This window comes from Nocardia sp. NPDC059228, assembly GCF_042754245.1.
In the GTDB taxonomy this organism is placed as follows: domain Bacteria; phylum Actinomycetota; class Actinomycetes; order Mycobacteriales; family Mycobacteriaceae; genus Nocardia.
Genome location: NZ_JBHZAL010000005.1, coordinates 1 through 25,354 on the forward strand (window position 1 = coordinate 1; position 25,354 = coordinate 25,354).

General features: G+C 69.3%; 25 protein-coding genes and 1 pseudogene. 11 read left to right on the top strand and 15 right to left on the bottom strand.

Translation table 11 applies throughout. The annotated features are described in order from the left end of the window. Positions 1–94: 94 nt before the first annotated feature. Positions 95–1,060 carry a hypothetical protein gene (locus ACFXKA_RS10240; RefSeq protein WP_354835450.1) on the bottom strand — a complete coding sequence of 322 codons (966 nt, stop codon included), beginning with the start codon at positions 1,058–1,060 and terminating at the stop codon, positions 95–97. Between the two features lie 101 nt (positions 1,061–1,161). Here ACFXKA_RS10240 and ACFXKA_RS10245 point away from each other — a divergent pair, with 101 nt between their 5' ends. Continuing rightward, entirely contained in the window at positions 1,162–1,797 is a 636-nt protein-coding gene (locus ACFXKA_RS10245) for a TetR/AcrR family transcriptional regulator (RefSeq protein ID WP_354835452.1), read from the top strand. Between the two features lie 83 nt (positions 1,798–1,880). Here the strand turns inward: ACFXKA_RS10245 and ACFXKA_RS10250 are convergent, their stop codons facing one another. The 3 genes from ACFXKA_RS10250 to recO form a co-directional block, all read right to left on the bottom strand. Then, entirely contained in the window at positions 1,881–2,288 is a 408-nt protein-coding gene (locus tag ACFXKA_RS10250; protein ID WP_379426930.1) for a hypothetical protein, read from the bottom strand. Further along, positions 2,285–3,088 carry an isoprenyl transferase gene (locus tag ACFXKA_RS10255; RefSeq protein ID WP_354835454.1) on the bottom strand — a complete coding sequence of 268 codons (804 nt, stop codon included), beginning with the start codon at positions 3,086–3,088 and terminating at the stop codon, positions 2,285–2,287. The genes ACFXKA_RS10250 and ACFXKA_RS10255 overlap by 4 nt, the downstream gene beginning before the upstream one ends. A 268-nt stretch (positions 3,089–3,356) precedes the next feature. After that, on the bottom strand, positions 3,357–4,148 hold the full coding sequence (gene recO / locus ACFXKA_RS10260) for a DNA repair protein RecO (protein ID WP_379426931.1): 792 nt from the start codon (positions 4,146–4,148) through the stop codon (positions 3,357–3,359). Between the two features lie 307 nt (positions 4,149–4,455). Here recO and ACFXKA_RS10265 point away from each other — a divergent pair, with 307 nt between their 5' ends. Beyond that, positions 4,456–5,865 (top strand): amidase, encoded by a 1,410-nt coding sequence (locus ACFXKA_RS10265; protein WP_379426932.1) that lies wholly within the window; start codon positions 4,456–4,458, stop codon positions 5,863–5,865. 190 nt (positions 5,866–6,055) lie between these two features. On the opposite strand, the gene era is transcribed toward ACFXKA_RS10265, so the two are convergent. The 10 genes and pseudogenes from era to hemW form a co-directional block, all read right to left on the bottom strand. Further along, positions 6,056–7,009, bottom strand: coding sequence for a GTPase Era (era, locus tag ACFXKA_RS10270; protein ID WP_354835460.1), 954 nt, complete (start codon positions 7,007–7,009; stop codon positions 6,056–6,058). 137 nt (positions 7,010–7,146) lie between these two features. Continuing rightward, positions 7,147–7,464: pseudogene (locus tag ACFXKA_RS10275) on the bottom strand (cytidine deaminase); the annotation flags it as partial. Continuing rightward, positions 7,457–8,782 carry a hemolysin family protein gene (locus ACFXKA_RS10280; protein ID WP_379426933.1) on the bottom strand — a complete coding sequence of 442 codons (1,326 nt, stop codon included), beginning with the start codon at positions 8,780–8,782 and terminating at the stop codon, positions 7,457–7,459. The gene ACFXKA_RS10280 and the pseudogene ACFXKA_RS10275, both read right to left, overlap by 8 nt. Next, on the bottom strand, positions 8,779–9,336 hold the full coding sequence (gene ybeY, locus ACFXKA_RS10285) for an rRNA maturation RNase YbeY (protein WP_379426934.1): 558 nt from the start codon (positions 9,334–9,336) through the stop codon (positions 8,779–8,781). Before ybeY ends, ACFXKA_RS10280 begins: the two co-directional genes overlap by 4 nt. 22 nt (positions 9,337–9,358) lie before the next feature. Further along, a complete protein-coding gene (locus ACFXKA_RS10290; RefSeq protein WP_354835996.1) occupies positions 9,359–10,429 on the bottom strand; it encodes a PhoH family protein in 1,071 nt (356 codons plus the stop codon). Positions 10,430–10,638: 209 nt separating this feature from the next. Then, entirely contained in the window at positions 10,639–11,379 is a 741-nt protein-coding gene (locus ACFXKA_RS10295; protein ID WP_354835463.1) for a 16S rRNA (uracil(1498)-N(3))-methyltransferase, read from the bottom strand. Positions 11,380–11,383: 4 nt separating this feature from the next. Continuing rightward, positions 11,384–12,538, bottom strand: coding sequence for a molecular chaperone DnaJ (gene dnaJ, locus ACFXKA_RS10300; RefSeq protein ID WP_354835464.1), 1,155 nt, complete (start codon positions 12,536–12,538; stop codon positions 11,384–11,386). Between the two features lie 37 nt (positions 12,539–12,575). Beyond that, positions 12,576–13,619 carry a heat-inducible transcriptional repressor HrcA gene (gene hrcA, locus ACFXKA_RS10305; RefSeq protein ID WP_379426935.1) on the bottom strand — a complete coding sequence of 348 codons (1,044 nt, stop codon included), beginning with the start codon at positions 13,617–13,619 and terminating at the stop codon, positions 12,576–12,578. Positions 13,620–13,815: 196 nt separating this feature from the next. Beyond that, positions 13,816–14,670 (bottom strand): lipase family alpha/beta hydrolase, encoded by an 855-nt coding sequence (locus ACFXKA_RS10310; protein WP_379426936.1) that lies wholly within the window; start codon positions 14,668–14,670, stop codon positions 13,816–13,818. A 272-nt stretch (positions 14,671–14,942) separates the two neighbouring features. Further along, a complete protein-coding gene (gene hemW, locus ACFXKA_RS10315; protein ID WP_379427209.1) occupies positions 14,943–16,109 on the bottom strand; it encodes a radical SAM family heme chaperone HemW in 1,167 nt (388 codons plus the stop codon). A 205-nt stretch (positions 16,110–16,314) separates the two neighbouring features. Between hemW and ACFXKA_RS10320 the strand changes: the two genes are divergently transcribed. The 7 genes from ACFXKA_RS10320 (at position 16,315) to ACFXKA_RS10350 (ending at position 23,167) form a co-directional block, all read left to right on the top strand. After that, entirely contained in the window at positions 16,315–17,178 is an 864-nt protein-coding gene (locus ACFXKA_RS10320; RefSeq protein WP_354835467.1) for an immunity 49 family protein, read from the top strand. Between the two features lie 166 nt (positions 17,179–17,344). Further along, the gene (locus ACFXKA_RS10325) at positions 17,345–17,437 is read left to right on the top strand and encodes an Ms4527A family Cys-rich leader peptide (RefSeq protein WP_354835468.1); all 93 of its coding nucleotides are present in this window, start codon (positions 17,345–17,347) and stop codon (positions 17,435–17,437) included. Between the two features lie 121 nt (positions 17,438–17,558). Next, the gene (locus ACFXKA_RS10330; protein WP_379426937.1) at positions 17,559–19,349 is read left to right on the top strand and encodes a nitrite/sulfite reductase; all 1,791 of its coding nucleotides are present in this window, start codon (positions 17,559–17,561) and stop codon (positions 19,347–19,349) included. Between the two features lie 15 nt (positions 19,350–19,364). Then, the gene (locus ACFXKA_RS10335) at positions 19,365–20,075 is read left to right on the top strand and encodes a phosphoadenylyl-sulfate reductase (RefSeq protein ID WP_354835471.1); all 711 of its coding nucleotides are present in this window, start codon (positions 19,365–19,367) and stop codon (positions 20,073–20,075) included. Continuing rightward, positions 20,054–20,980, top strand: a complete 927-nt coding sequence (gene cysD / locus ACFXKA_RS10340; RefSeq protein ID WP_379426938.1) for a sulfate adenylyltransferase subunit CysD — start codon at positions 20,054–20,056, stop codon at positions 20,978–20,980. The genes ACFXKA_RS10335 and cysD overlap by 22 nt, the downstream gene beginning before the upstream one ends. Beyond that, positions 20,980–22,269, top strand: coding sequence for a sulfate adenylyltransferase subunit 1 (locus ACFXKA_RS10345; protein WP_379426939.1), 1,290 nt, complete (start codon positions 20,980–20,982; stop codon positions 22,267–22,269). Before cysD ends, ACFXKA_RS10345 begins: the two co-directional genes overlap by 1 nt. Positions 22,270–22,450: 181 nt before the next feature. Further along, positions 22,451–23,167: a sirohydrochlorin chelatase gene (locus ACFXKA_RS10350; RefSeq protein ID WP_379427210.1), complete on the top strand. Its 717-nt coding sequence runs from the start codon at positions 22,451–22,453 to the stop codon at positions 23,165–23,167. 15 nt (positions 23,168–23,182) lie between these two features. Here ACFXKA_RS10350 and ACFXKA_RS10355 read toward each other — a convergent pair whose 3' ends face one another. After that, positions 23,183–23,890, bottom strand: coding sequence for a TIGR00266 family protein (locus ACFXKA_RS10355; RefSeq protein WP_379426940.1), 708 nt, complete (start codon positions 23,888–23,890; stop codon positions 23,183–23,185). Between the two features lie 136 nt (positions 23,891–24,026). Between ACFXKA_RS10355 and ACFXKA_RS10360 the strand changes: the two genes are divergently transcribed. Further along, on the top strand, positions 24,027–24,593 hold the full coding sequence (locus ACFXKA_RS10360; RefSeq protein WP_379426941.1) for a hypothetical protein: 567 nt from the start codon (positions 24,027–24,029) through the stop codon (positions 24,591–24,593). A gap of 24 nt (positions 24,594–24,617) precedes the next feature. Next, positions 24,618–25,265 carry an HAD family hydrolase gene (locus ACFXKA_RS10365; protein WP_379426942.1) on the top strand — a complete coding sequence of 216 codons (648 nt, stop codon included), beginning with the start codon at positions 24,618–24,620 and terminating at the stop codon, positions 25,263–25,265. Positions 25,266–25,354: the final 89 nt, after the last annotated feature.

The window sequence follows — 25,354 nt, forward strand, 5'->3', positions numbered from 1 at the left end:
CCACAACCCCGCCCACACCCGCTCCCCGCCCCCCGCGCCGCCCCCCCCCCCCATCGGGCGGGGGCGCGCGGCTTCTGCTGTCCGGATACCGAGTTCAGGCCGCCGGCACCAGGTCCGGGGCGAGGGCCGGGACGGTCCGCCGAGTGCGGGCGATCCCCACACCGAGGAGAGCGAGACCGGCCGCGGCCCAGCACAGCAGGACCGTCAGCGGGCCCGCGATGGCGGCGTCACCGAAGAAGGCCGTCGAGCGGAGCAGCGTGGCGGCGGCACCGGGCGGCAGCAGCTGGCCGATCTCGCCCCACGGCTTGGGCAGCAGCTCGGGCGCGGAGGTGGCTCCGGAGAAGGGGTTTCCGACCAGCAGCATGGTGAGCGCGCCCAGGCCGATGCCCGCCGGACCGAGCACGGCGGCCAGACCGACCACGGTGCCGGCGACGGCGAGGGAGACCAGGCCGCTGATCGAGGCCATGGCCAGGTACGCGCCGGGGAGCAGGTGCAGCCAGCCCTGGACGATCGACATGCTCAGCAGCCCACCGGCGATCGCGAAGACGGCCAGGCCGAGAGCACGGGCGCGCAGCGACGGCACCAGCAGGGTCAGCAGCACGCCACCGGCCAGGCCGGACATGACCAGCGGGAGAACCATTGCGCCGAAACCGCTTCCGCGCGGATCGTGGACGTCGGCGGCGACCACGTCCTGCACCGGTGCCGCCTGCGCGCCGTTCAGCTGTTGCGCGAAGGCCGAGAGCTGCTGGGCCACAATCGGACTCGCGGCCGAGGCGATCAGCACCCGGGGCTGTCCGCCGGTCAGGATGGCCCCGTACACATCTCGATGTTCGATGGCGTCGCGAGCGGTGGATTCGTCCGCGACGGTGCGGATGTCGAAGCCGCCGGGCTCACGATCGGTCAGCTGCTGCGCGACCGCGGCGGCCTGCGGGCCGGTGATGGCGATGGGCAGATCCCGGGGCGCGACGCGGGCGGCGGGCCAGGCGAAGGCGATGAGCATCAGAGCCTGAATGGCGGCCGCGGCGAGACCGAGGGCGAGGGAACGCTGCACTGTGTTCATGACACATCCAAAGAAAGCGAAGGTTCGTTCTTTTATTGAGGACAAGGCTGACACCCCAATGTCACCTTGTCAAGAACGGATATTCGTTTTACTTTGGGCCCATGCCCAGAGTCAGCGAGGAACACCTGGAACGCCGTCGGCAGCAGATTCTCGACGCCGCACAGTCCTGCTTCGCCCGTAAGGGCCTGCACGCCACCACCATGCAGGACGTCTTCGCCGAATCCGGCCTCTCGGCCGGGGCGGTCTACCGGTACTTCAAGTCCAAAGACGACATCATCGCAGCGCTCACCTCCGAAGCGAGCACCGAACTACACGCGGCCCTGTACGAGGCGGTGCACAGCGACCCGCTACCCAGCCCCGCCGAGCTGATCAGCACGGTCGCGGACGCCATCGTCCGGCTCAGCGCCCCTGGCGGCCCGGTTCGTCTCATTCCCCAGGCCTGGTCGCTGGCCCTGACCGACCCCAATATCGCCGACTACGTCCGCACCACCCTCGGCGGCATCCGCCGCCTCTGGCACGAATACGCGCTGCGCATGCGCGAAATCGGCTGGCTACCACCTGATTCCGACACCGACGCGGTCGCCAAGACCATGCTGGGCATCTTGCCCGGCTTCATCCTGCAGCACCTGATCATGGGCGACGTCGATCCCGATACCCTGTACCGCGGCGTGGAACTCCTCGTCCCCGACTACCGGCGCAGCGCCGCGGTCGGCATCCCTGAAATCGCACCCACCTGACGAGGGCTGCTCAGCGCAGGCCGAAACCCACAGCGCCTGCGCAGCCCTCGACGGATCGAGAAGCCCGCGGGTCCGGTCCAGCGTCAGGGCAGCAGGCCCTGGCGGGCACGGCCCGCGCCGGAGAGGGTCAGCAGCAGGATGGTCGCCAGGGGCTCGTCCTCGAGCCCCGCGGCCGGGAAGGTGTAGCGCAGGATGACGTCCGCGAGCTTCTCGCGGGACACGACGGTGAGCGTGCCGAACTGGAGCGCGGCATTGCGTTCGGCGACCCGCTTGTGCAGCTGCGGTTTCACCGGACGGTCCCAGGCCAGGATGCACATGAGGGCCAGGACGTCCAGGCCGGGCGACAAATTGACACCGCGCAGCGAGCAGAGCGCGCCCTCGTACTCGAAGCCGAGACCGCCCTCCTCCTCGCGGACGTCGACGCCGTAGCGCATGAGCAGGGCCTTGGCACGTAGCTGGAGTTCGTCGGCCGGAGTGAGCTGGTCGGTCATTTCACGCCTCCGAAGCGACGGTCACGCTTGGCGTACTCCAGGCAGGCGTCCCAGAGGTTGCGGCGGTCGAAATCGGGGAAAAGCGTTTCCTGGAACACGAATTCGGCGTACGCGGCCTGCCAGATCAGGAAGTTGGAGGTGCGCAGTTCACCCGAGGGACGCAGGAACAGGTCCACGTCCGGCATATCGGGTTCGTCGAGGTAGCGGGCCACGGTGGCCTCGGTGATCTTCTCCGGGTCGAGTTCGCCGGCGGCCACCCGGCGCGCGATTTCCCGTGCGGCGTCGGCGATCTCGGCACGGCCGCCGTAGTTGACGCACATGGTGAGGGTCATCACCGTATTGTCCCGGGTGAGCTCCTCCGCGATCTCCAATTCCTTGATCACGCTGCGCCACAGGCGCGGTCGGCGGCCGGCCCAGCGCACCCGCACACCCATCTCGTGCATCTCGTCACGGCGGCGGCGGATCACATCGCGATTGAAGCCCATCAGGAAGCGCACCTCGTCGGGGCTGCGCCGCCAGTTCTCGGTGGAGAAGGCGTAGGCCGACAGCCACTTCACGCCCATCTCGATACAGCCCTCGACGGTGTCCATGAGCACCGCCTCGCCGCGCTCGTGGCCCGCGGTGCGGGGCAGCCCACGCTCCTGGGCCCAGCGGCCGTTGCCGTCCATCACCAGCGCCACATGCCTGGGCACGAATTCCGCCGGAATCGCCGGCGGCTTCGCCCCCGACGGATGCGGCGACGGCGGCCGCACAACACGCTGCTCAGTCGATGACTTCCGGTTCCCGATCACGCCCACCATCCTGCCCGACGCTCCGCGAGGCCGGACGGCGCCCACACCATTGCCACCGGACCTCCACATTTCCTCCACCGGACGGCGTACGGCGGCGGGGAAACCGGCATTTCCCCGCCGCCGAGTGCCCGGCCGGTCAGCTGGGCGCTGAGGACAACCCGACACGCCGTGAACTTCAGGCTCCCTGACATTCAATGGCGCTGCATCGAATCTCACTGATCCGGACCCGCTTTCCCGCGCCCGCTCACCGGGACTCCCCGGGTGATTCGCCCCAGGATCAGCCGATGGCGGCACGGGGACGCGCGGCCACGGCGTCGCGGTCGACGGCCTCGTGCGGGCGGGTGCGCTCGATGAGCGGCAGCGTGCGCAGCTGCCGCTCCAGGTGCCACTGCAGATGCGCGGCGATGAGACCGCTGGCCTGGCGGCGCATGGCGTCGGGGACGGCGTCGACACCGGACCAGTCGCCCCGATTGAGAGCGCTCATGTGGTCGAGAACGCCGACCATGGGCGTGGCCGCGCCGGGCGGACGGCAGTGCACGCACACCGCGCCGCCCGCGGCCACATGGAAGGCGCGGTGCGGGCCGGGGGTGGCGCAGCGGGCGCAGTCGTCGAGGGCGGGCGCCCAACCGGCGAAAGCCATGGCGCGCAACAGGTATGCGTCCAGGATCAGTTCGTGGGGGCGGCGGCCCAGCGCGATGGCGCGCAGCGCGCCGGCGGTGAGGGTGTGCAGGCGGGTGGCGGGTGCGCCCTCCTCGCCCGCCAGGCGCTCGGCGGTCTCGAGCACGGCGCAGGCGGTGGTGTAGCGGCCGTAGTCGGCGACGATATCGGCGGCGAAGGTCTCGATCGTGTGCACCTGGGTGACGGTGTCGAGATTGCGGCCCGGATGCAGCTGCACATCCACATAGGCGAACGGTTCCAGCCGGGCCCCGAACTTGGAGCGGGTGCGCCGCACACCCTTGGCGACCGCGCGCACCAGGCCGTGCTGGCGGGTCAGCAGCGTGACGATGCGGTCCGCCTCGCCCAGCTTGTGCTGGCGCAGCACCACCGCCTGATCCCGATACAACCGCACCGCAACAGTCTCGCACGCGCGACCGACCGGACCACGACGAGTTACCGGGTGTGTGCCGATTAGAACTTCGTTGGCCCGCGATTGGCCGCGCGACGCACGCTGAGCGCGACCCTCGGACCGAGGAGTCGGATGCGCTACACCGGCACGCCGCTGGTGTGGATCGCCGTGGGACACATCGGCCGCGCCCTCGCCGCCGATGAGGCGTGATCGACCACTGCCCGGTCGATCACGCCGCCACACGTTGGACGTGTGACCAGAATCGCGCTAGGTTACTCCCGAGTACGGGAGAGACGGGATTCACATGACAATGGCGTCGGTTGGCGAGCTCGGGCTGGCGGAACTCGCGGCGGCACTGGCGGCAGGCACACTCACCTCGGTCGAAGCGACCAGCGCGGCACTCGACCGGATCGAGGCCAGCCAGGGAGCGCTCAATGCCTTCCGGATCGTGCGACGGGCCGAAGCGCTCGCCGAGGCCGCCGACGCCGACCGCAAACTCGCCGCCGGGCACCGCGAGCCCCTGCTCGGGGTGCCGCTGGCCATCAAGGACGACACCGACTTGACCGGCACCCCAACAGCTTTCGGCTGCGGCGGCGAATTCCCCGCCAAGACCGAGGACGCGGAGTCGGTGCGGCGGCTGCGCGCGGCCGGGGCGGTGATCGTCGGCAAGACCAATACCTGCGAGCTCGGGCAGCTGCCGTTCACCAGCGGAGACGCCTTCGGGCACACCACGAATCCCTGGAGCGCCGGCCACACGCCGGGCGGGTCGTCCGGCGGATCCGGCGCGGCGGTGGCGGCCGGATTGGTACCCGCCGCACTGGGATCCGACGGCGCAGGCTCGGTGCGCATCCCGGCGGCCTGGAACAACCTGGTCGGCATCAAGCCGCAGCGCGGCCGCATCTCCACCTGGCCGCTGCCGGAAGCCTTCTACGGGCTCACCGTGAACGGCCCCTTGGCCCGCACCGTCGCCGATGCGGCGCTCCTGCTGGACGCCGCCGCCGGACCTCATCCGGGCGACCTGCACACCCCGCCCGCACTGCGTGTCTCCGACGCCGTCGGCCGCGATCCCGGCCGCCTGCGCATCGCGCTCTCCCTGCGAATCCCGTTCACCGCCACCAGGACCACGCTCGACCGCGAGGTGGAGGCCCGGGTGCACGCCACCGCCGCCACGCTGCGCCGCCTCGGTCACGAGGTCACCGTCGCCGACGTCCACTACGGCGTGCTGATGGGTGCGACCTTCCTCCCGCGCTCCATGGTCGGCATTCGCGAGGCGCTGGACCGCCTCCCCGGCGCGCAGGTGGATCCGCGCACCATCCACAATGCCGCCGTGGGCCGCATCCTCTCGCCGCTGCTGTTCGCCGCCCGCCGCGCAGAACCCCTGCTGCGCATGCGAACCGGCCGCATCTTCGACGACTTCGACCTGGTGCTGGCCCCGACCACGGCCACCCCGCCGCCGGGCGTCCACGAGATCGACGACATCGGCAGCTGGGCCACCGACGAACTCATCACCGCGGCCTGCCCCTACACCTGGCCCTGGAACGTCCTCGGCTGGCCCGCCGTCAACATCCCCTCCGGCTTCACCGCCACCGGCCTCCCCGTCGGCTCCCAGCTCATGGGCCCCGCCAACTCCGAACCGCTCCTGGTTTCGGTTGCGGCCCAATTGGAATCGGAGCTGGAATGGCACAAGAACCGCCCGACACCCTGGTGGCCCCAGCCCTGACCCGCGGCCAGGAGGCGACCCGTCCGATGCACTGACGGCCTGGACTACGCGCCGACGCGTCCGCCCCACAGGGACTTACGCCCAGCCGACACCTGGCCCCGCGCTGCGGCGACCCCGAAATCACCGACGGCACAGAGCGATCCGCCGAATCTGCCCGCGGCCGCTCAGGTGGCCGCGGGCAGGCAGCGGGTCAGAAGCCGAGCTTGCCGAGCTGTTTCGGGTCGCGCTGCCAGTCCTTGGCGACCTTCACGTGCAGGTGGAGGTAGATGCGGGTGCCGAGGATGTGCTCGATCTGCTTGCGGGCGTTGGTGCCGACCTCCTTGAGGCGGGCGCCGCCCTTGCCGATGATGATGGCCTTCTGGCTGGGCCGTTCGACGTAGAGGAGGGCGTGGACGTCGAGCATGCCCTCGGCGGAGCGGCGGCCGTCGGTCTCCTGGTCCTCGTTCTCCTCGCGTTCGAGGACCTCCTCGATCACCACCGCCAGCGAGTGCGGGAGCTCGTCGCGGACGCCCTCGAGGGCCGCCTCGCGAATGAGCTCGGCCATCAGGACTTCCTCGGGCTCATCGGTGAGTTCGCCGTCGGGGTAGAAGGCCGGTCCCTCGGGCATCTGGGAGGCGATGACGTCGACGAGCACCTCGACCTGCTCGCCCTTGACCGCGGAGACCGGGACCACCTCGGCCTCGGGGCCGAGCAGCTGGGACACCGCCATGAGCTGGTGGGCGACCTGGTCGCGACTCACCTTGTCGATCTTGGTGACCACACCGAGCAGGGTCGTCTTGGGCGCCATGGTCTTGATCTGATCGACGATCCAGCGGTCACCCGGACCGATCTTCTCGTCCGCCGGAATGCAGACGGCGATGACGTCGACTTCCGAATACGTGTCGCGCACCAGGTCGTTGAGGCGCTGGCCGAGCAGCGTGCGCGGCCGGTGCAGACCGGGGGTGTCCACCAGGATCAGCTGCGCGTGATCGCGGTGCACGATGCCGCGAATGGTGTGCCGCGTGGTCTGCGGCCGCGAGGAGGTGATGGCGATCTTCTGCCCCACCATGGCATTGGTGAGCGTGGACTTGCCGGTGTTCGGCCGGCCCACGAAACACACGAAGCCGGACCGGAATTCACCGCTGTCCTGACCCTGGCCGCTCACTCGAAAACCTCCGATTCGGTCTCCACGTCGAAGCCCGCCGGGACCTCGCGCTCACCGGCCGCGTCACCCGCCATGGGCTGCTGTGCCGCAATGGGATTCTCGACGCCGTAATCCGCGGGCGTACCGGCCTCCAGCACGTCGAACACCGCGCCCTTGGCATCGGTGAAAATGATGCGCGCCGACGGCGAAACCTCACGCACGGCCGACACCCCGGGATCCGACAGCTTGCCCGCGACCACCACGGCCGCCTCGAAACCGCCTGCGCCACTGGAGATCGCGGCCGCCACCGCCGACTGCAACGCGGTCAGTTTCAGCGCGGTCAGCGCCACGGTTCCGGCCGCGTAGGTGCGTCCGTCCGAATCACGCACGGCCGCGCCGCCATTGCCGCCGGTGCGGCCCATGGCGCCACGGGCGAGGACCAACAGCTTGTTGTCCTCCGCATCCAACTCAATCATCGGCCTCTCCATCCTCGTGTGCGCCGTCGGCCGGTTCGTGTTCCGCCGGTTCGGTTCTCGTCTGCTCCGGGCTCTTGCGCACCACCACGGTGTGGATCCGCATGCGGCCGCGCGCGTCGGCCGCGCCCTCCCCCTTCAGTTGCAGGCCGTGGATGACGGCCTTGGAGCCGGGCAGCGGGACGCGGCCCAGGGCGTGGGCGAGCAGACCGCCGACGGTGTCGACGTCCTCGTCCTCGATCTCCATGTCGAACAGCTCGCCCAGGTCGTCCACCGGCAGTCGCGCCGAGACCCGGAACTTGCCCGGGCCGATCTTCTCGATCGGCGCGATCTCGTCCTTGTCGTACTCGTCGGCGATCTCGCCCACGATCTCCTCGAGGATGTCCTCGATGGTGACCAGCCCGGCGATGCCGCCGTACTCGTCCACCAGCACCGCCATATGGTTTCTGCGCCGCTGCATTTCGTCCAGCAGCGCATCCAGCGGCTTGGAGTCCGGCATGAACACGGCGGACCGCATGACCTGCCGCACCTTCACCTTCCGGCTCCGATCCGCGTACGGCACCAGGTCTTTCAGGTAGACGACACCCAGAATGTCGTCGACGTTCTCGCCCACCACCGGAATTCGCGAGTGCCCCGACCGCACCGCCAGCGACATGGCCTGCGCCGCAGTCTTCTCCGCCTCGATCCACACCATCTCGGTGCGCGGCACCATGACCTCGCGGGCCGGGGTGGTGTCGAGCTCGAAAACAGACTGGATCATGCGGCGCTCGCCGGCATCCACCACGCCGCGCTCCCCCGCCAGATCCACCACCTCGCGCAGCTCGATCTCGGAGGCGAAGGGGCCGTTGCGGAAACCCTTACCGGGGGTGATCGCATTACCGATCAGAATCAGCAGCCGGCTGACCGGGCCCAGCAGCGAGCCGATCGCCTGCAACGGCAGCGACGCGCCCAGCGCCAGCGAATACGCGTGCTGGCGGCCCAGCGTGCGCGGCCCGACACCGATCACCAGATAGTCGACCAGCACCATGACCGCCGCGGTGATCAGCAGCGCCGGGCCCTCGTCCAGCCAGTCCATGAGCACCGCCGCCAGCAGCACCGTCGCGGTGATCTCGCACGTGAGACGCAGCAGCACCATGAGATTCACATAGCGCGGCCGATCCGCGATGATGCGCGCCAGCCGCGCCGCGCCGGTCCGATCGGCACGCACCAGATCCTCCACGCGCGCAGGCGAAATCGTGTTCAGCGCCGAATCCAGCGCTGCGAACACGCCACCGGCGGGGACCAGGACGATCGCCAGCAGGAGCAGAACGAATGAATTCACGCCGGGCCCAGCGGATCACCGGCGGTATCGGTGAATCCGGTCTTGCCCAGCAGCCGCTGGTCGCGCTCGGCGAGCTCCGCGCGGCGCATTTCCTGGCGCACGTTCTCGTACCAGCCCTCCAGCAGGGAGGCCTGCAACGCGAACATCTCCTTCTCCTCCTCCGGCTCGGCATGGTCGTAGCCGAGGAGGTGCAGGACGCCGTGCACGGTCAGCAGCGCCAGCTCGTGATCCATGGAGTGCCCGGCCTTCTCGGCCTGCTGGGCCGCGAACTCGGGGCAGAGCACGATGTCGCCGAGCATGGAGGGGCCGGGCTCGGCGGCATCGGGCCGCCCGCCCGGCTCCAGCTCGTCCATGGGGAATGACATGACATCGGTGGGACCCGGTAGGTCCATCCAGCGCATGTGCAGATCCGCCATGGTGTCGAGATCGACCAGCACCATCGACAGCTCGGCCGCCGGATGCACATCCATCTGAGCGATGACGAACCGCGCGACGCTGACCAGTTCTTCTTCGGATACCTCGATACCCGATTCGTTGGCGATCTCGATACTCACCCGAACAGCCTAGAGGGAGAGGTCAGCGTCGCTCTCCTCGGCTCGCGGCACGTCGCTGTGCCCGATTGCCGGGGTAGTGGACCGCGGCCGGGGGCCGCGACTCCGCCTCGAACCGGTCGTAGGCGTCGACGATCTCCCCGACCAGCCGGTGACGGACCACATCGGCGCTGGTGAGCTCCGCGATATGGATGTCGTCGATGCCGTGCAGGATCTCCGTCGCCGCGCGCAGACCCGAGCGCGCGCCGTGCGGCAGATCGACCTGGGTGATGTCACCGGTCACCACGATCTTGGACCCGAAGCCCAGGCGGGTGAGGAACATCTTCATCTGCTCGGCCGTGGTGTTCTGCGCCTCGTCCAGAATGATGAACGAGTCGTTGAGCGTGCGACCGCGCATGTAGGCCAGCGGGGCGACCTCGATGACACCGGCCTGCATGAGCTTCGGGATCGCCTCCGGATCCATCATGTCGTGCAGGGCGTCGTAGAGCGGGCGTAGGTACGGGTCGATCTTCTCGTTCAGCGTGCCCGGCAGGAAGCCCAGCCGCTCCCCCGCCTCGACCGCGGGCCGGGTCAGGATGATGCGGTTGACCTGCTTGGTCTGCAACGCCTGCACGGCCTTGGCCATGGCCAGATACGTCTTGCCGGTACCGGCCGGCCCCACCCCGAACACGATGGTGTGCGCGTCGATGGCGTCGACATAGCGCTTCTGATTGAGCGTCTTGGGCCGGATGGTCCTGCCGCGCCGCGACAGGATGTCCAGGCTCAGCACCTCCGCCGGAGAATCCGAGGAGCCCTCGGTGAGCATGGAGTAGGTGTGCCGCACGGCCTCGGGCGAGACCACCCGATTACGCGCGGTGAGCGCGACCAGCTGTGCCACCACTCGTTCCGCCAGCGCGACATCGGCCGGTTTGCCGGTCAGCGTGACGGAGTTGCCACGAACGTGGATGTCGGCATCGAGGAGGCGCTCGAGCTCACGCAGGTTCTCGTCAGCCGAACCCAGGAAACCGAACACCGATTCCGGTGCCAATTCGATACTGGAACGAACGGTCCGTCCCGCCGGTCCGGAACCGTTGACGCCGGCGCCGATGCCGGCAATGGGTGTGCTCTGATCGCCGATTTCGCCTGGTGTTCTCAAAAGTGGCTATGGCCTGCTTTCCGGTCTCGATGCCGTTTTCGTTGACAGAAGTTTACCGCCGCCCACCGACACCGCCCAGTGAATAGACGGCTACCAGCAGGGGTAACACACCGGTGTCATCCAACTGCCGCACCCCCGAATCCATTCCGTGGCGAACGGCGCGAGGCGGCCTACCAGCGCGGGGTGAGCGCGCCCAGCGCGCCGAGGGCGACGGCGGCCGCGGTGGAGGTGCGCAGCACGGTCGGGCCGAGCAGGACCACGTCGGCGCCGGCATCGGCGAGGGCCTTCAGTTCCGAGTCGTCGAGGCCGCCTTCGGGGCCGACGATCAGGACCACTTCGGGGACGCCGGTGAAAGAAAGGTCGGTCAGGCGGGATTCGCCGGACTCGTGGAGGGCGGCGACGATAGCGCCGTTCGCCTTAGCGGTGCGGACCAGGTCCAGGAGGTCGCGCGTGGTGTGGAGGTCGGCGACGTCCGGGATGTAGGCGCGGCGGGATTGGCGGGCGGCCTGTTTGGCGGCGGCGCGCCACTTCTCGACGCCCTTGCGGGCCTTGGCTTCCCAGTTGGAGACGCAGCGCAGGGCCTGCCAGGGGACGATGGCGTCGGCGCCCGCCTCCGTCATGAGTTCGACTGCCAGTTCCGAACGGTCGGACTTGGGCAGGGCCTGGACCACCGTCACCTGCGGGGTCCAGGGCGGTGCCACCCGTTTGGCCAGCACCTCGAGTTCGAGGCGATCCTTCTGGGCCGCAACCACTTCCGAGTCGGCGAGGATCCCGTGCCCGTCGGAGAGGGTGATGGGTTCCCCGACCCGGATGCGGCGCACCGTGGCGGCGTGGCGGCCCTCGGGGCCGTCCAGCACCGCGGTCGCACCCGGTTCGGGAATGTCGTCGAGGTAGAAGACGGTGGCGGCCAACGGATCAGCGTCCGCTGAAGGAGGCGCGCAGGCGTGCGAACAGGCCCGAGTTGTGCTCGGACTGCGCCGAGAGGACCTCGGTGTGCTCGTTCACCCGCATGCCCTTGTACTTGCGCAGCAGGTCGGCCTGCTTGGAGTCGAGCTTGCTCGGCACCACGATGTCGAGGTGCGCGATCAGGTCGCCGCGCGAGTTGGCGCGCAGCTTGGGCATGCCGTGGCCGCGCAGCACCGACGCCTCGCCGGGCTGGGTGCCCGCCGGGATGGTCAGCTCCACCGGGCCGTCGAGGATGGTGTCGATGACGACGGTCGTGCCGAGCGCGGCGTCCACCATGGGGACGCGGATGGTGCAGTGCAGGTCGTCGGCGTCGCGCACGAACGTGTCGTGCGGCTGCTCGACGATCTCCACGTACAGGTCGCCGGCGGGGCCGCCGCCGGGGCCGACCTCGCCCTGCGCGGCCAGCCGCACCCGCATGCCGTTGGCGACACCGGCCGGGATGGGCGCGGCGATCTCGCGGCGCGAGCGCACGCGCCCGTCGCCGCCACACTTGCGGCAGGGGTCGGGGATGGTCTCGCCCGCGCCCCGGCAGGTGGGGCAGGGGCGGGAGGTCATGACCTGGCCGAGGAAGGAACGCTGCACGGTCTGCACCTCGCCCGCGCCGCCACAGGTCTCACAGCGCACCGGCTTCGAATTGCCGTTGGTGCCGGAGCCCTGGCACAGGTCGCAGAGGATGGCGGTGTCGACGGTCAGGTGCTTGGTGACACCGACCGCGCACTCCTGCAACGACAGTCGCGTGCGCAGCAGCGAATCCGCGCCCGGCTGCACGCGGCCGCGCGGCTTGCGGGTGCCGCCGGAGGCGTTCATGCCGCCGAAGAAAGCCTCGAACACGTCGCCGAGGCCACCGAATCCGGCGCCGGAGAAGCCGCCGCCCATGCCGCCGGCGGATTCCAGCGGATCACCACCGAGGTCGACGATGCGCCGCTTCTCCGCGTCGGACAGCACCTCGTAGGCCGTGGAGACCTCACGGAACTTCTCCTGGGCCTCCGGGTCCGGATTGACGTCGGGATGCAGTTCACGCGCCAACTTCCGGTAGGCGCGCTTGATCTCCTGGTCGGTCGCACCGCGTGCGACTCCGAGCAGTGCGTAATAGTCCCGTGCCACGTGCGCTCTCTAGTCCTGTTTCGTCCTTTTACGCTGCTCACCGTTCGGCGAGCACCTCACCGATGTATCGGGCGACAGCCGCCACCGAGGCAATGGTCCCCGGGTAGTCCATGCGGGTCGGTCCGAGCACCCCCATACCTCCGAGCACCGTACCGGTCAGCCCGTAACCGGTGGACACCACGGCCGTCCCGCGCATCTGCTCGACCTTGGTCTCCTCGCCGATCTGGACCGTCACGGTACCGGGGACCTGTGCCGCGGCCAGCAGCTTCAGCACGATCACCTGCTCCTCGAGGGCCTCCAGGACCGAACGCAGCGAACCCGGGAAACCATTCCCGGCGAAGTCGGAGGCATTGCGGGTGAGGTTGGCGGTACCGCCCAGCACCAGGCGCTCCTCCGGATGCTCGACCAGCGTCTCGACCAGCACGGTGGAGACGCGGATGAGCACATCGCGGAGCTTGGGCGACGGGGAATGCTCGGGAAGTTCGGCGACCGACGCGGACGCGGCGGCCAGGCGCTTGCCCTCCATGGCCTTGCCGAGCATGCCGCGCAGGGCGGCCAGATCGTCCTCGCTGACGACGGCGCCCAGATCGACCAGGCGCTGGTCGACGCGGCCGGTGTCGGTGATCACGACCAGCAGCAGGCGGGCCGGGTTGAGCGCGACGACCTCGATGTGGCGCACGGTGGACGCGGACACGGTCGGGTACTGGACCATCGCGACCTGCCGGGTCAGCTGGGCCAGCAGGCGGACGCCGCGGCGCAGCACGTCGTCGAGATCGACGCCGCTCTCCAGGAATTCCATGATCGCGCGGCGTTCCGCGCCGGACAGCGGCTTGACCTCGGAGATGTGGTCGACGAACTGCCGATAGCCCTTGTCGGTGGGGATGCGGCCGGAGGAGGTGTGCGGCTGGGCGATGTAGCCCTCGGCCTCGAGCACCGCCATGTCATTGCGGACGGTGGCGCTGGAGACACCCAGATTGTGCCGTTCGACCAGGGTCTTGGACCCGATGGGCTCCTTCGTCGCGATGTAGTCCGCGACGATGGCCCGTAGGACCTCGAGCCGTCGTTGCTCGGTGCTCGACATGATGGCCCCACCTCCTTGCTCGCCCTCGGGTACGCCTCGTGCACGCCCGAGCCCTCCGCGGCAGGAAGCAGCCGATCATTCGGCACCGGCCACGCGGATTTCCCGGATTATCTCCCCCAGTTTAGTGTCCCCGGCGCAAGTCGCTGTGCCACCGCCCGCCACCTGCGCGGAGTCGGCGCATGTGCGGTGCCCGCTGTCACTGACCGGCGGCGGCCTCCACGACTGCGGCCACGTCGGCCGGGTGGGAGACGAGTCCGGCGTGGGAGGCGTCGATCGAGGAGGTGTGGGCGTTCATGCGCTCGGCCATATCCCATTGGGACGCAGGGGGAATCACGCGGTCGGCGGTGCTGACCAGATACCAGCTCGGCGTGGCGGCCCAGGCGGGCGAGCCCGAGGGTTCGAGGTTGGCGGACAGGGCCAGGGAGTGCTGGCGGGCGGCCATGGCGGCGGCGGTGGTCGGATCGACGTCCTGGGCGAAGACGTCGGGGAAACTGGCGGGGTCGATGTAGGCGTCCACATTCCCGCCCGCGATCCCCTGCTGGTCGGTCACCACCTTCAGCCGCAGGGCGAGGGTGAGTTGCGAGCCGGGGTACTGGATCGGATTCAGTTCCAGCAGTGCGGCTTCACCCTGGGTCGGCGCGAAAGCCGAGATGTAGACCAGGGATTCGATCTTCGAGTCGTGCACATTGCTGATCACGGTGCCGCCGTAGGAGTGTCCGACCAGCACGATCGGACCCGCGATGCCGTCGATCGTGCGCTGGATCGCCGCCGCGTCGTAGGCGGGACCGCGCAATGGATTCTCCGGCGTCACAACGGAATAGCCGTCGGCGCGCAGCCGGGCTGCCACGCCGTCCCAGCTGGAGGAGTCGGCGAAGGCGCCGTGCACCAGGACGATCGTGGGCATGGGCGCAGCCGTGGCCGGCGCCGCGGCGAGTGGGGTCACGACGAGCGCCGACGCTACCGCGGCTGCGCTCACGCGGCCGGCGGTGTGACCGGCGCGGGCACGAAGGCGATGCAGGAGTTCGACGGGTCGCACCAGTGGCTTCACCATGAGATGTCCTCGGGCCGAAGGTTGTTCGGGGCGCTGCGGAAGTTGTTCGGGACGCTGCGGACGTAGTTCGGGACGCTTCAGTGCGCGGGCCGCGGCCGAGGCTCCGACCGCGATACGGACCGGCTGTACGAAATCTCCGTCCGTCAATCTAGTCCGGACCGACCGGTTCTACCGGATGTTCGCCGATCTCCGCAGGTCACAGCCCGAGTCCGACCGCGATCCGGAACGGAAACGATCGGTCCGGCCGGCCCCATCGGGCGCAGGCGCCGAGGTCAGCCCAGGAGGGTGCGGACAACACCGTCCGCGAGCAGTCGGCCGCGGTCGGTGAGAATCAGGTGGTCGTTCACCCGTTCGGCCAGGCCATCGGCGATGACGCCGTCAGCGGCGGCGCGGCCGTCGGCATCGAGATCGGCCAGCGGGAGGCCCGTCCGGAGCCGGACGGTGAGCATGACGCGCTCGGTGTAGCGCTCCTCGGGCGTGAGGGACTCCCAGCCCGCGGCGGGGAGGGCGCCGGTGGTCACCCGATCCGCGTAGCGCGCCGGGTGTTTCACGTTCCACCAGCGGACGCCGCCGACGTGACTGTGCGCGCCCGGCCCCGCGCCGAGCCAGTCGCCGCCGTCCCAGTAGCCGAGGTTGTGGCGGCAGCGGGCCGCGTCGGAGGCGGCCCAGTTGGAGACCTCGTACCACTCCAGGCCGGCCGCGGCCAGACGGGTGTCGATGCGCTCGTAGCGGGCGGCGAGCACGTCGTCGTCGGGGGCGGGAAGTTCGCCGCGCCGGACCCGGCGGGCCAGGGCGGTGCCGTCCTCGACGATCAGGGAGTAGGCCGACACATGGTCGACCCCGGCGGACAGCACGGCATCGAGGCTGGCGTCGAGGTCGGCGTCGGTTTCGCCGGGCGTGCCGTAGATGAGGTCCAGATTGACATGCGCGATGCCCGCGGCGCGAGCCTCCTTGGCGGCGGCCACGGCCCGGCCGGGCGTGTGGGTCCGGTCCAGGATCTTCAGCACGTGCTGGGCGGCGGACTGCATGCCCAGCGAGACGCGGTTGTACCCGGCCGCGTGGATGCGATCGAAGAATCCGGGCGAGGTGGATTCCGGATTGGACTCGGTGGTCACTTCGGCCCCGGGCGCGAGCGTGAAGTTGTCGCGAATGGCGTCGAGCACCCCCGCGAGCCCGTCCCCACCGAGCAGCGACGGCGTGCCACCGCCCACGAACACGGTCTCCACCGCCGGCGCGGCGGACGGCAGCCCGTCGAATTCCCGTGCCGCCGTGGCGAGTTCACCCTTCAGCGCCTCGAACCAGGATTGCGGCGACGACGAGCTCCCCAACTCCCCAGCCGTATAGGTGTTGAAGTCGCAATACCCGCACCGCGTCGCACAGAACGGTACGTGGATGTAGATGCCGAACGGCCCGCCCCCGAAATCGCGCAGCACCGGCACGTCGGCGGCGGCCGCCGCGGCAGTGCCGGAGGTCTGTTGGGGAGCAGTCGAGGTCACTCATCCAGTGTGACCGGTTGCCCCGGTCACAGCGCACCCGCCCGCGCGGGGACGCTGCTCGGACTGCGCGGCACCTCGAATCCGGATACATTCCAAGGGATTTCGGCGAGCCGGGCGATCGGCTCCAGGTGCGGACGGGGACGGGCCGATGATCGAGGTACCTCGGCACGGGGTCGATGCCAGGTCGATCAGGGAGGTCGACGAGGGCTCCGTGGCGCCGGTGGTCTATCGGTCGCGGCTGCCGGTGCGGCCGGAGGGCCCGAACTTCTCGCGGTCGATGGACGGCGTGCTGCTGGCCACCATGCTGATGTCGGATCCGCCGGCGTTTCGGGCGCGGACCTGGTATTTCGCGCATTCGACCGAGCAGACGGTGACGCGGCGTTTCCGGGCGAGCGGTATCGAATCCGGCTTCGACAGGTACGACCGGGTCGCGGGCTGGCGGGCGGCGTTCTGGTGGACGCTCGTCGCCCGCGATGCCGAGGCCATGGGTGAGCTGGTCGAATATCCGATCGAGCGGCTGCGCGAGTTCGGTGACGGCGCCTTCGACGACTTCCAGTACGAGTGGGTGCGGCTGCTGCAGACGGCCTGGCGGTTCGGCCCGAAGAGCGTGTACGAGGCGGCGTGGGCGCTGGACACCACCAGCCGGGTGGGTGCGCAGCGGGTGACGGACCTGCTGTTCCGGCCGGCCGTGGAGGTGTTCCTGCGCCTGGCGGACGGCGATTCCGAGGGCTTCGACTGGGAGATGACGAACGCGCTGCGGCTGCATCGCGCCTTCTTCGACAACGACACCTGGCGCAACGATCCCGAGGGCGTCTTCGCGCTGCCGCTGCTGGCTCTGGCCTGCTGGGCGCGGGATCTGGGCTATCGGACGGCCATCCGTTCGCCGTACCTACCGGCCGGATTCATCGATCGGCCGGACTGGGCGATCTCCCCCGAACTGGCCGATGAACTGGGCCGGCTGGCGGCGGCCAAGGCCCGCCTCGCGGCATCCGACGCCGATCGGATGACGTAGCCTCGCCGGCACAGCCGTTCAGGTCAACCGTTCAAAAGGCATGCCGGGCGTTGATCTATGATGCCCGTCACAAATCGGACAATATATCCAGGGGATTTCCCGGGAAACTGCGGAAAATTCGATCCGGCAGTCGGAGCGACCCTTCTGACGTGGCACAATAAGCCGCATGACTGGACTTGGAGTGCGACTCGTGGCGCGTCGCCATGTCGACTTCAAGCGTGTCTGCAGCGCGAGCTGTCTGCCGGGAAGCCTCCGGTAGATCGGCTCCCATTCTCCCGGAATCCGGCGTCCACCTGACGCCGTAAGAGCCGGTTCTCTGATATCGGAGGCGTGAGCCAGCCCCTCCCGCCTGCCCGCAAGACCCTTCAGGAGCGACCCCCATGACGTCGAGCACCGACGCCACCAGTTCCGATAACGCTCGACCCGCCCGGCCCGACAAGCCCGCCGCGGAGCGACGCGTGCGTCCGGATCGCCCGCGGTCGGAAGCGCCCGTCGCGCCGCGGGAGCGCACCGCGCGACCGGTGAAGCGCAAGTCCGAGGGACAGTGGGCGCTCGGGTACCGCGAGCCGCTCAATGCCAACGAGCAGAGCAAGAAGGACGACAATCCGCTCAACGTGCGGGCGCGTATCGAGAACATCTACGCCAAGGGCGGATTCGACTCGATCGACAAGAGCGACCTGCGCGGCCGTATGCGCTGGTGGGGTCTGTACACCCAGCGTGAGCAGGGCTACGACGGCACCTGGACCGGCGACGAGAACATCGACATCCTCGAGGCCCGCTACTTCATGATGCGGGTGCGCTGCGACGCCGGTGCGCTGAATCTCGAGCAGCTGCGCACCCTCGCGCAGATCTCCACCGAGTTCGCGCGCGACACCGCGGATCTATCCGACCGCGAGAACGTCCAGTACCACTGGATCGAGATCGAGAACGTGCCGGAGATCTGGCGGCGGCTCGAAGCGGTCGGCCTGCAGACCACCGAGGCGTGCGGCGACTGCCCGCGCGTGGTGCTGGGCTCGCCGCTGGCGGGTGAATCCCTCACCGAGATCATCGATCCCACCTGGGCCATCGACGAGATCGTCAAGCGCTACATCGGCAAGAAGGAATACTCCAACCTGCCGCGCAAGTTCAAGACCGCCATCTCCGGTCAGCAGGATGTGGTGCACGAGATCAACGACGTCGCCTTCGTCGGCGTCGTGCACCCCGAGCACGGCCCGGGCCTGGACCTGTGGGTGGGCGGCGGCCTGTCGACCAACCCGATGCTGGCCCAGCGCGTGGGTGTGTGGGTGCCGCTGAACGAGGTGCCCGACGTGTGGGAGGCGGTCGTGTCGCTGTTCCGCGACTACGGCTACCGCCGCCTGCGCACCAAGGCCCGCCTCAAGTTCCTCGTGAAGGACTGGGGCATCGAGAAGTTCCGCGAGGTGCTCGAGACCGAGTACCTGAAGCGGAAGCTCATCGACGGCCCGGCTCCGGAGCAGCCGAAGCGGCCCATCGACCACATCGGGGTGCAGAAGCTGCGCAACGGGCTGAACGCGATCGGCTTCTCCCCCATCGCCGGTCGCGTCTCGGGCACCATCCTGAGCCAGGCGGCCGACGCGATCGAGCGCGCGGGCTCCGATCGGGTCCGTTTCACCCCGTACCAGAAGCTCATCGTGCTCGACGTCCCCGACGACAAGGTCGAGCAGCTGATCGAGGAGCTGGAACCGCTTGGCCTGCACGGCCGTCCGTCGCACTGGCGGCGGAACCTGCTGGCGTGCAGTGGCATCGAGTTCTGCAAGCTGTCGTTCACCGAGACCCGCAAGCGGTCGCAGGTGCTGGCGCCCGAGCTGGAGACCCGGCTCGCGGATATCAATGCCGACCTGGACGTGCCGATCACGGTGAACATCAACGGCTGCCCCAACTCCTGTGGCCGGTCCCAGATCGCAGACATCGGCTTCAAGGGCCAGCTGGTCGACGACGGCGACGGGAATCAAGTGGAGGGTTTCCAGGTTCACCTGGGCGGCTCCCTTGGCCTCGACTCCGGCTTCGGCCGAAAGCTCCGGCAGCACAAGGTGACCAGCGAAGAGCTGGGCGACTACATCGAGCGCGTGGTGCGCAACTTCATCAAGAACCGTGATGAGGGGGAGCGTTTCGCGCAGTGGGCGGTCCGAGCCGATGAAGCAGACCTGCGGTAGCTGGGAGAAACGTCAATGACCACAACGAAACTCGCGGAATCCGAGCTGCGCGCCCTGGTCGAGAAGGGCAACGCCGAACTCGGCCCGAACGCGACCGCGCAGGAACTGCTGCAGTGGACCGAGGACACCTTCGGCGCGAATTACATCGTGGCGTCGAACATGCAGGACGCGGTGCTGGTGCAGCTGGCCGCCCAGGTGCGCCCGGGCGTGGATGTGCTGTTCCTCGACACCGGTTACCACTTCGCCGAGACCATCGGCACCCGTGACGCGGTCGAGCTGGTGTACGGCGTGAACATCGTCAATGTACAGCCGGAACACAGTGTGGCCGAACAGGATCAGCTGCTCGGTAAGGACCTGTTCGCGCGGGACGCCGCCGAATGCTGCCGCCTGCGCAAGGTGGTGCCGCTGAAGAAGTCGCTGACCGGGTACAACGCCTGGGTCACCGGCATCCGCCGGGTGGAGGCGCCCACCCGCGCCAATGCGCCCTTGATCTCCTTCGACGAGGGCTTCGGCCTGGTGAAGATCAACCCGATCGCCGCCTGGTCCGACGAGGAGATGGCCGCCTACATCGAGGCGAACGGCATCCTCGTGAATCCCCTTGTCGAAGAGGGATATCCGTCCATCGGTTGCGCTCCGTGCACGCGGAAGCCGGAACCTGGATCCGATCCGCGATCCGGCCGCTGGGCCGGGCTCGCCAAGACCGAATGCGGGTTGCACGCATCATGACTTCCATCGAGACCGATTTCGACACTCTGGCCGCCCTGGAGTCCGAGTCCATCCATATCTTCCGTGAGGTAGCGGGCGAGTTCGAACGGCCCGTCATCCTCTTCTCGGGCGGTAAGGACTCCACGGTGCTGCTGCACCTGGCGATCAAGGCATTCTGGCCCGCGCCGCTGCCGTTCGCGCTGCTGCACGTGGACACCGGGCACAACCTGCCCGAGGTCCTCGACTTCCGCGACAAGGTGGTCGAGAAGTACGGCCTGCGACTGCATGTCGCATCGGTCGAGGACTACCTCGCCGACGGCCGCCTGCAGGAGCGCCCGGACGGCATCCGCAATCCGCTGCAGACCGTGCCGCTGCTGGACGCCATCAACGAGAACCGCTTCGACGCGGTCTTCGGTGGCGGCCGCCGCGACGAGGAGCGGTCGCGCGCCAAGGAGCGCATCTTCTCGCTGCGCGACGCCTTCGGCCGCTGGGACCCGAAGCGGCAGCGGCCCGAGCTGTGGAACCTGTACAACGGCCGGCACGCTCCGGGCGAGCACGTGCGCGTGTTCCCGATCTCGAACTGGACCGAGCTCGACATCTGGCGCTACATCGCCCGCGAGGACGTGGAGCTGGCCAGCATCTACTACGCCCACGAGCGCCCGGTGTACCAGCGCGACGGCATGTGGATGACCCCCGGCGTGTGGGGCGGCCCGGCCGACAACGAGGAGCTGCTGATCAAGTCGGTGCGCTACCGCACCGTCGGCGACGGATCCACCACCGGCGCAATCATTTCCGACGCCGCCGACAATGACGCGATTCTCGCCGAGGTCGCCGCGTCCCGGCTCACCGAACGTGGCGCGACGCGCGGCGACGACCGCGTCTCCGAAGCCGCCATGGAAGACCGCAAGCGAGAGGGTTACTTCTGATGTCCGACCTATTGAGACTGGCCACCGCCGGATCGGTCGACGACGGCAAGTCCACCCTGGTCGGACGGCTGCTCTACGACACCAAGTCCGTGCTGGCGGACCAGATCGACGCGGTGACCCGCGCCTCGGTCGACAAGGGTCTGTCCACGCCGGACCTGTCGCTGCTGGTGGACGGCCTGCGCGCCGAGCGCGAGCAGGGCATCACCATCGACGTGGCGTACCGCTACTTCGCCACGCCCAAGCGGTCTTTCGTGCTCGCCGACACCCCGGGACACGTCCAGTACACCCGCAACACAGTGTCCGGCGCGTCCACCGCGCAGCTGGTGATCCTGCTCGTCGACGCCCGCAAGGGTGTCATCGAGCAGACCCGCCGGCACGCCGCGGTGATGGCGCTGCTGGGGGTGCCGAAGCTGGTGCTGGCCGTCAACAAGATCGACCTGGTGGACGATCCGGCCGGCGTGTTCGACAAGATCACCTCCGAATTCGCCGAGCTGACCGCCAAACTCGGCTGGTCGGCCGACGATGTGCAGGAGATCCCGGTCTCCGCGCTGCACGGCGACAATGTCGCCTCGCGCTCGGAGAACACCCCGTACTACAACGGACCCTCGCTCATCGAGCACCTGGAGTCGGTGCCGGTGGACGCGGACGTGCACGGCCGCCACGAGGTGGGGCTGCGTTTCCCGGTGCAGTACGTGATCCGGCCGCGCACCGCCGAGTACCCGGACTACCGCGGCTACGCGGGTCAGGTCGCGGCGGGTGTGGTGTCCAAGGGCGACGAGGTCGTGGTGCTGCCGTCCGGCACCCGCACCACGGTCGAGCGCATCGACACCCCGAACGGTGAACTGGGTTCGGCCCAGCCCGGCCGCAGCGTCACCCTGATCCTGGCCGATGACGTGGATGTCTCGCGCGGTGACGTGATCGCCGCCGCCACCGGTGCTCCCGAGCCGATCGAGGCCTTCGACGCCACCGTCTGCTGGCTCGGCGACAAGCCGCTGCGCCCGGGCGCGCGCCTGCTGCTCAAGCACGGCACCCGCACCACGCAGGCCATTGTCGGCGCGCTGCTGGAGCGTTTCGACGAGCAGCACCTGGCCGCCGATCCGGACCCGGAGTCGCTGACGCTCAACGACATCGGCCGCATCTCGGTGCGCGTGGCCGACCCGATCGTGGCCGACGACTACAGCGTCAACCGCCACACCGGTTCGTTCCTGCTGATCGACCCCGCAGGCGGCAACACCCTGGCCGCGGGCCTGGTCGGCGACGCGCTGACCGCGGTCGAGGTCGGGGCCTGAGATGAATCCGCCCGGCAACGGCGCAGTTCCGGCCGTCCCGCCGGGCGAAGCGGCCGCGCACCGCGCACCGGGGACGCTGTCCACGGTGTGCGGCGGCCCGGCCCGCCCCTTCCGGATCGAGCACGCGCCCGCGCTCATCGCCGTGGCGCACGGCAGCCGGGATCCGCGCTCGGCCGCGACCATGCGGGCCGTGGTCGCGCGGATCGCGGCCCAGCGGCCGGATCTCGATGTGCGCCTGGCGTTTCTGGATCTGAGCACGCCCTCGGTGGATCAGGTCGTGGATGAGGTTGCGGCCGATGGACATTCGCATGCCATCGTGGTTCCACTGCTGCTGGGCAGCGCCTTTCATGCCCGGGTGGACCTGCCCGGGATGCTGGAGGCCGCTCGCGCCCGGCATCCCCGGCTGCGGCTGACCCAGGCCGAAGTGCTCGGCCCCGATCCGCATCTGATCATCGCCCTGCGCGATCGCATCGTCGCGGCCATGACCGCGGACGCCCCGCCCGCGACCCTGACCGACGTCGCCCACGACGCGAGCCGGCCCGCCGGTCCACGCTGGGGCATTGCCGTTGCCGCCGTGGGCTCCTCGTCCGCGGCCGCCAATACCCGCACCGGTGACGTGGCACGGCTGCTGACCGCGATGACCGGCTGGGACACCGAAATCTGCTTCGCCACCACCGAACCCACGGTGCAGCGGGCGTTCGCCCGGCTCCGGGCCCGCGGCGCGGACCGCGTCCTGGTCGCGCCCTGGTTCCTGGCCCCGGGCCTGCTCACCGACCGGCTGCACGACGCCCTGCCGCAACTGCCGCACGCCGAAACCATCGGCGCGCACCCGCTCCTGGCCGAAGTGGCCCTGGACCGCTACGCCGCCGCCGCCCTCCCCCTCGAACTCTCGGCCTGACGTCGCACGGCTGCGTCAGCGCTGCTGGGCGCCGACTTCCGGGATGGGCAGATACGGGATGAGGGAGTGGGCGAGGTTGGTGATGGTCAAGGACTGCAACCAGACTCGGCCGGGGCCGGTGAGGGCGGCGAGGAAGAGGCCGTCACCGCCGAAGAGCACATTGCGGATGCCCTTGACCATGGTGATGTCGAAATCCACCGAGGCGTCGAACAATCCGACGTGGCCGGGGTGGACGCGGAGGGTTTCGCCGGCGGCCAGATCGTATTGGACCACCTCGCCGGAGAGCTCGACCCAGGCGTAGCCGTCGCCGCTCAGGCGCTGCAGCGTGAAGCCGGTGCCGCCGAAGATGCCCGCGCCCAGGCGGCGCTGGAAGCTCAGGGCGACACGGACATCACCTGCGGCACAGAGGAATCCGTGCCGGTGCACCAGGTATTCACGCCCCTTGCCGATCTGCACGGGCAGGATCTGGCCGGGGAGTTTGGCGGCGAAGGAGACTCGGCCGGGATCACGGTGGGCGGTGTACTCGGTCATGAACAGGCCCGCGCCCGCCATGGCGCGGCGGACCGCGCCGAAGACGCCGCCCGCGGCGCCGCGGGTGGAGGTGCTGAGGCGGATGGAGTCGGTCATCCAGGAGAGCTGGCCGGCCTCGGCGATGAGCCGGTCACCGGGGTCCAGTGCGACCTCGAGCACCGGCATGACGGTTCCGCGAATCCTGGCGTCCATCAGGTTCTCCCCTCCCGCGCACGACAACTCACACCAGTGTGCCTCGATGCGAGCCGCCACGGGATCGTTGCCGACTTGCCACCGGGACGACCTTCTCAGTAGTTTAGGATTCCCTTACCTAACAGAAAGCTCGGCCATGCTCCAGACCAGTGACGCCCGGCATCACACCGGGACGCCGGGACTCCCGCACGATTCGTGGCGGATCGTGTCCGCCGCGGCGCTACTGGCCACCGGCGCCTTCGCGGCCGCCGTCTGGATCGCCGCCCATGTCACCACCAGCCCGGCTGTGCACACCGGCGGGCTGTTCATCCATCTGGCCTCGCTGGTGGTGGGTTTCGGCGGGGTGCTCATGGCCGACTCCTTCGTCCTGCGGTGGGCCGCAGGACGTCTCGGACTGGCGGAGACCCTGCGGGCGGTCGGCCGCCTGCACGTGCCGATCTGGCTGGGCCTGGCCGGGCTGGTGGCCAGCGGCTGCGTGCTGGAACCAAATCTCGCCTCCACCATGACCCGCACCAAGCTGGCGCTGGTACTCGTGCTGACACTCAACGGGATTCAGGCGTGCGCGCTCAACCGCCGCCTGCAGGCCCGCGGCGAGCACCCGCTGACGCCGCGGCTGCTGGCCTGGGGCGCGGCCACCGGACTGGTGTCGCAGCTGTGCTGGTGGGGCGCGACCGCCATCGGCTTCCTCAACGCACAACGCTGAACCACCGCCCGATACGCTGAGCGAATGATCAAGGCCGCGGTATTCGATGTGGGCGAGACGCTGATCGACGAGACGCGCATCTGGTGCCGATGGGCCGACCGACTCGGCGTGCCGCGCTTCGCGTTCCTGGGTGTGATCGGCGGCATGGCGGCCACCGGACGGCCATTAACCGACGCCTTCGAATTGGTGCGGCCGGGCATCGATATCGAGGCCGAGCAGGTCGCGTGGGCCGCCGAGGAGCCGGAGAGCCTGCGCAACAACTTCGACGCCGACGACCTGTACCCGGATGTGCGGCGGGCGCTGGGCGAGCTGCGGGCGCGCGGCATCAGCGTGATCATCGCGGGAAACCAACCGCCGCAGGCGAAATCGGCACTGGAGCGGATGGAGCTGCCGGTGGACGCGGTGTACACCTCGGCCGAATGGGCGCTGGAGAAGCCGGATCCCGAGTTCTTCGCGCGGGTCGCGGAGGTGGCGGGGGTCATGCCCGGCGAGATCTGCTACGTCGGGGATCGGGTCGACAATGACGTGCTGCCGGTCCTGGCGGCGGGCATGATGCCGGTGCTCATCCGGCGCGGGCCCTGGGGTTACCTGACCGCCGAGCAGCCCGACGCCGCGCGGGCGACGGTCGTCGACGGACTCGACGAACTGCCGGATCTCCTCGCACCGGCTTGATTCCTGTTAAATGACACATCAAGTGTGACGGCCGTTTTCCGCCAGCTACCGCTCCCCTCGCGGCGTTGACTATGACATGTCAACGAAAA

Excerpts from the sequence above, each read along its gene's own strand:
- ACFXKA_RS10240 (WP_354835450.1), bottom strand. The coding sequence starts at position 1,060 with ATGAACACAGTGCAGCGTTCCCTCGCCCTCGGTCTCGCCGCGGCCGCC.
- ACFXKA_RS10255 (WP_354835454.1), bottom strand. The coding sequence starts at position 3,088 with ATGGTGGGCGTGATCGGGAACCGGAAGTCATCGACTGAGCAGCGTGTT.
- ACFXKA_RS10265 (WP_379426932.1), top strand. The coding sequence starts at position 4,456 with ATGGCGTCGGTTGGCGAGCTCGGGCTGGCGGAACTCGCGGCGGCACTG.
- ACFXKA_RS10245 (WP_354835452.1), top strand. The coding sequence starts at position 1,162 with ATGCCCAGAGTCAGCGAGGAACACCTGGAACGCCGTCGGCAGCAGATT.
- ACFXKA_RS10355 (WP_379426940.1), bottom strand. The coding sequence starts at position 23,890 with ATGGACGCCAGGATTCGCGGAACCGTCATGCCGGTGCTCGAGGTCGCA.
- hrcA (WP_379426935.1), bottom strand. The coding sequence starts at position 13,619 with ATGTCGAGCACCGAGCAACGACGGCTCGAGGTCCTACGGGCCATCGTC.
- ACFXKA_RS10325 (WP_354835468.1), top strand. The coding sequence starts at position 17,345 with ATGACTGGACTTGGAGTGCGACTCGTGGCGCGTCGCCATGTCGACTTC.
- ACFXKA_RS10365 (WP_379426942.1), top strand. The coding sequence starts at position 24,618 with ATGATCAAGGCCGCGGTATTCGATGTGGGCGAGACGCTGATCGACGAG.
- ACFXKA_RS10320 (WP_354835467.1), top strand. The coding sequence starts at position 16,315 with ATGATCGAGGTACCTCGGCACGGGGTCGATGCCAGGTCGATCAGGGAG.
- ACFXKA_RS10310 (WP_379426936.1), bottom strand. The coding sequence starts at position 14,670 with ATGGTGAAGCCACTGGTGCGACCCGTCGAACTCCTGCATCGCCTTCGT.
- ACFXKA_RS10335 (WP_354835471.1), top strand. The coding sequence starts at position 19,365 with ATGACCACAACGAAACTCGCGGAATCCGAGCTGCGCGCCCTGGTCGAG.
- ACFXKA_RS10250 (WP_379426930.1), bottom strand. The coding sequence starts at position 2,288 with ATGACCGACCAGCTCACTCCGGCCGACGAACTCCAGCTACGTGCCAAG.
- ACFXKA_RS10330 (WP_379426937.1), top strand. The coding sequence starts at position 17,559 with ATGACGTCGAGCACCGACGCCACCAGTTCCGATAACGCTCGACCCGCC.
- ACFXKA_RS10345 (WP_379426939.1), top strand. The coding sequence starts at position 20,980 with ATGTCCGACCTATTGAGACTGGCCACCGCCGGATCGGTCGACGACGGC.
- cysD (WP_379426938.1), top strand. The coding sequence starts at position 20,054 with ATGCGGGTTGCACGCATCATGACTTCCATCGAGACCGATTTCGACACT.
- ACFXKA_RS10360 (WP_379426941.1), top strand. The coding sequence starts at position 24,027 with ATGCTCCAGACCAGTGACGCCCGGCATCACACCGGGACGCCGGGACTC.
- ACFXKA_RS10350 (WP_379427210.1), top strand. The coding sequence starts at position 22,451 with ATGCGGGCCGTGGTCGCGCGGATCGCGGCCCAGCGGCCGGATCTCGAT.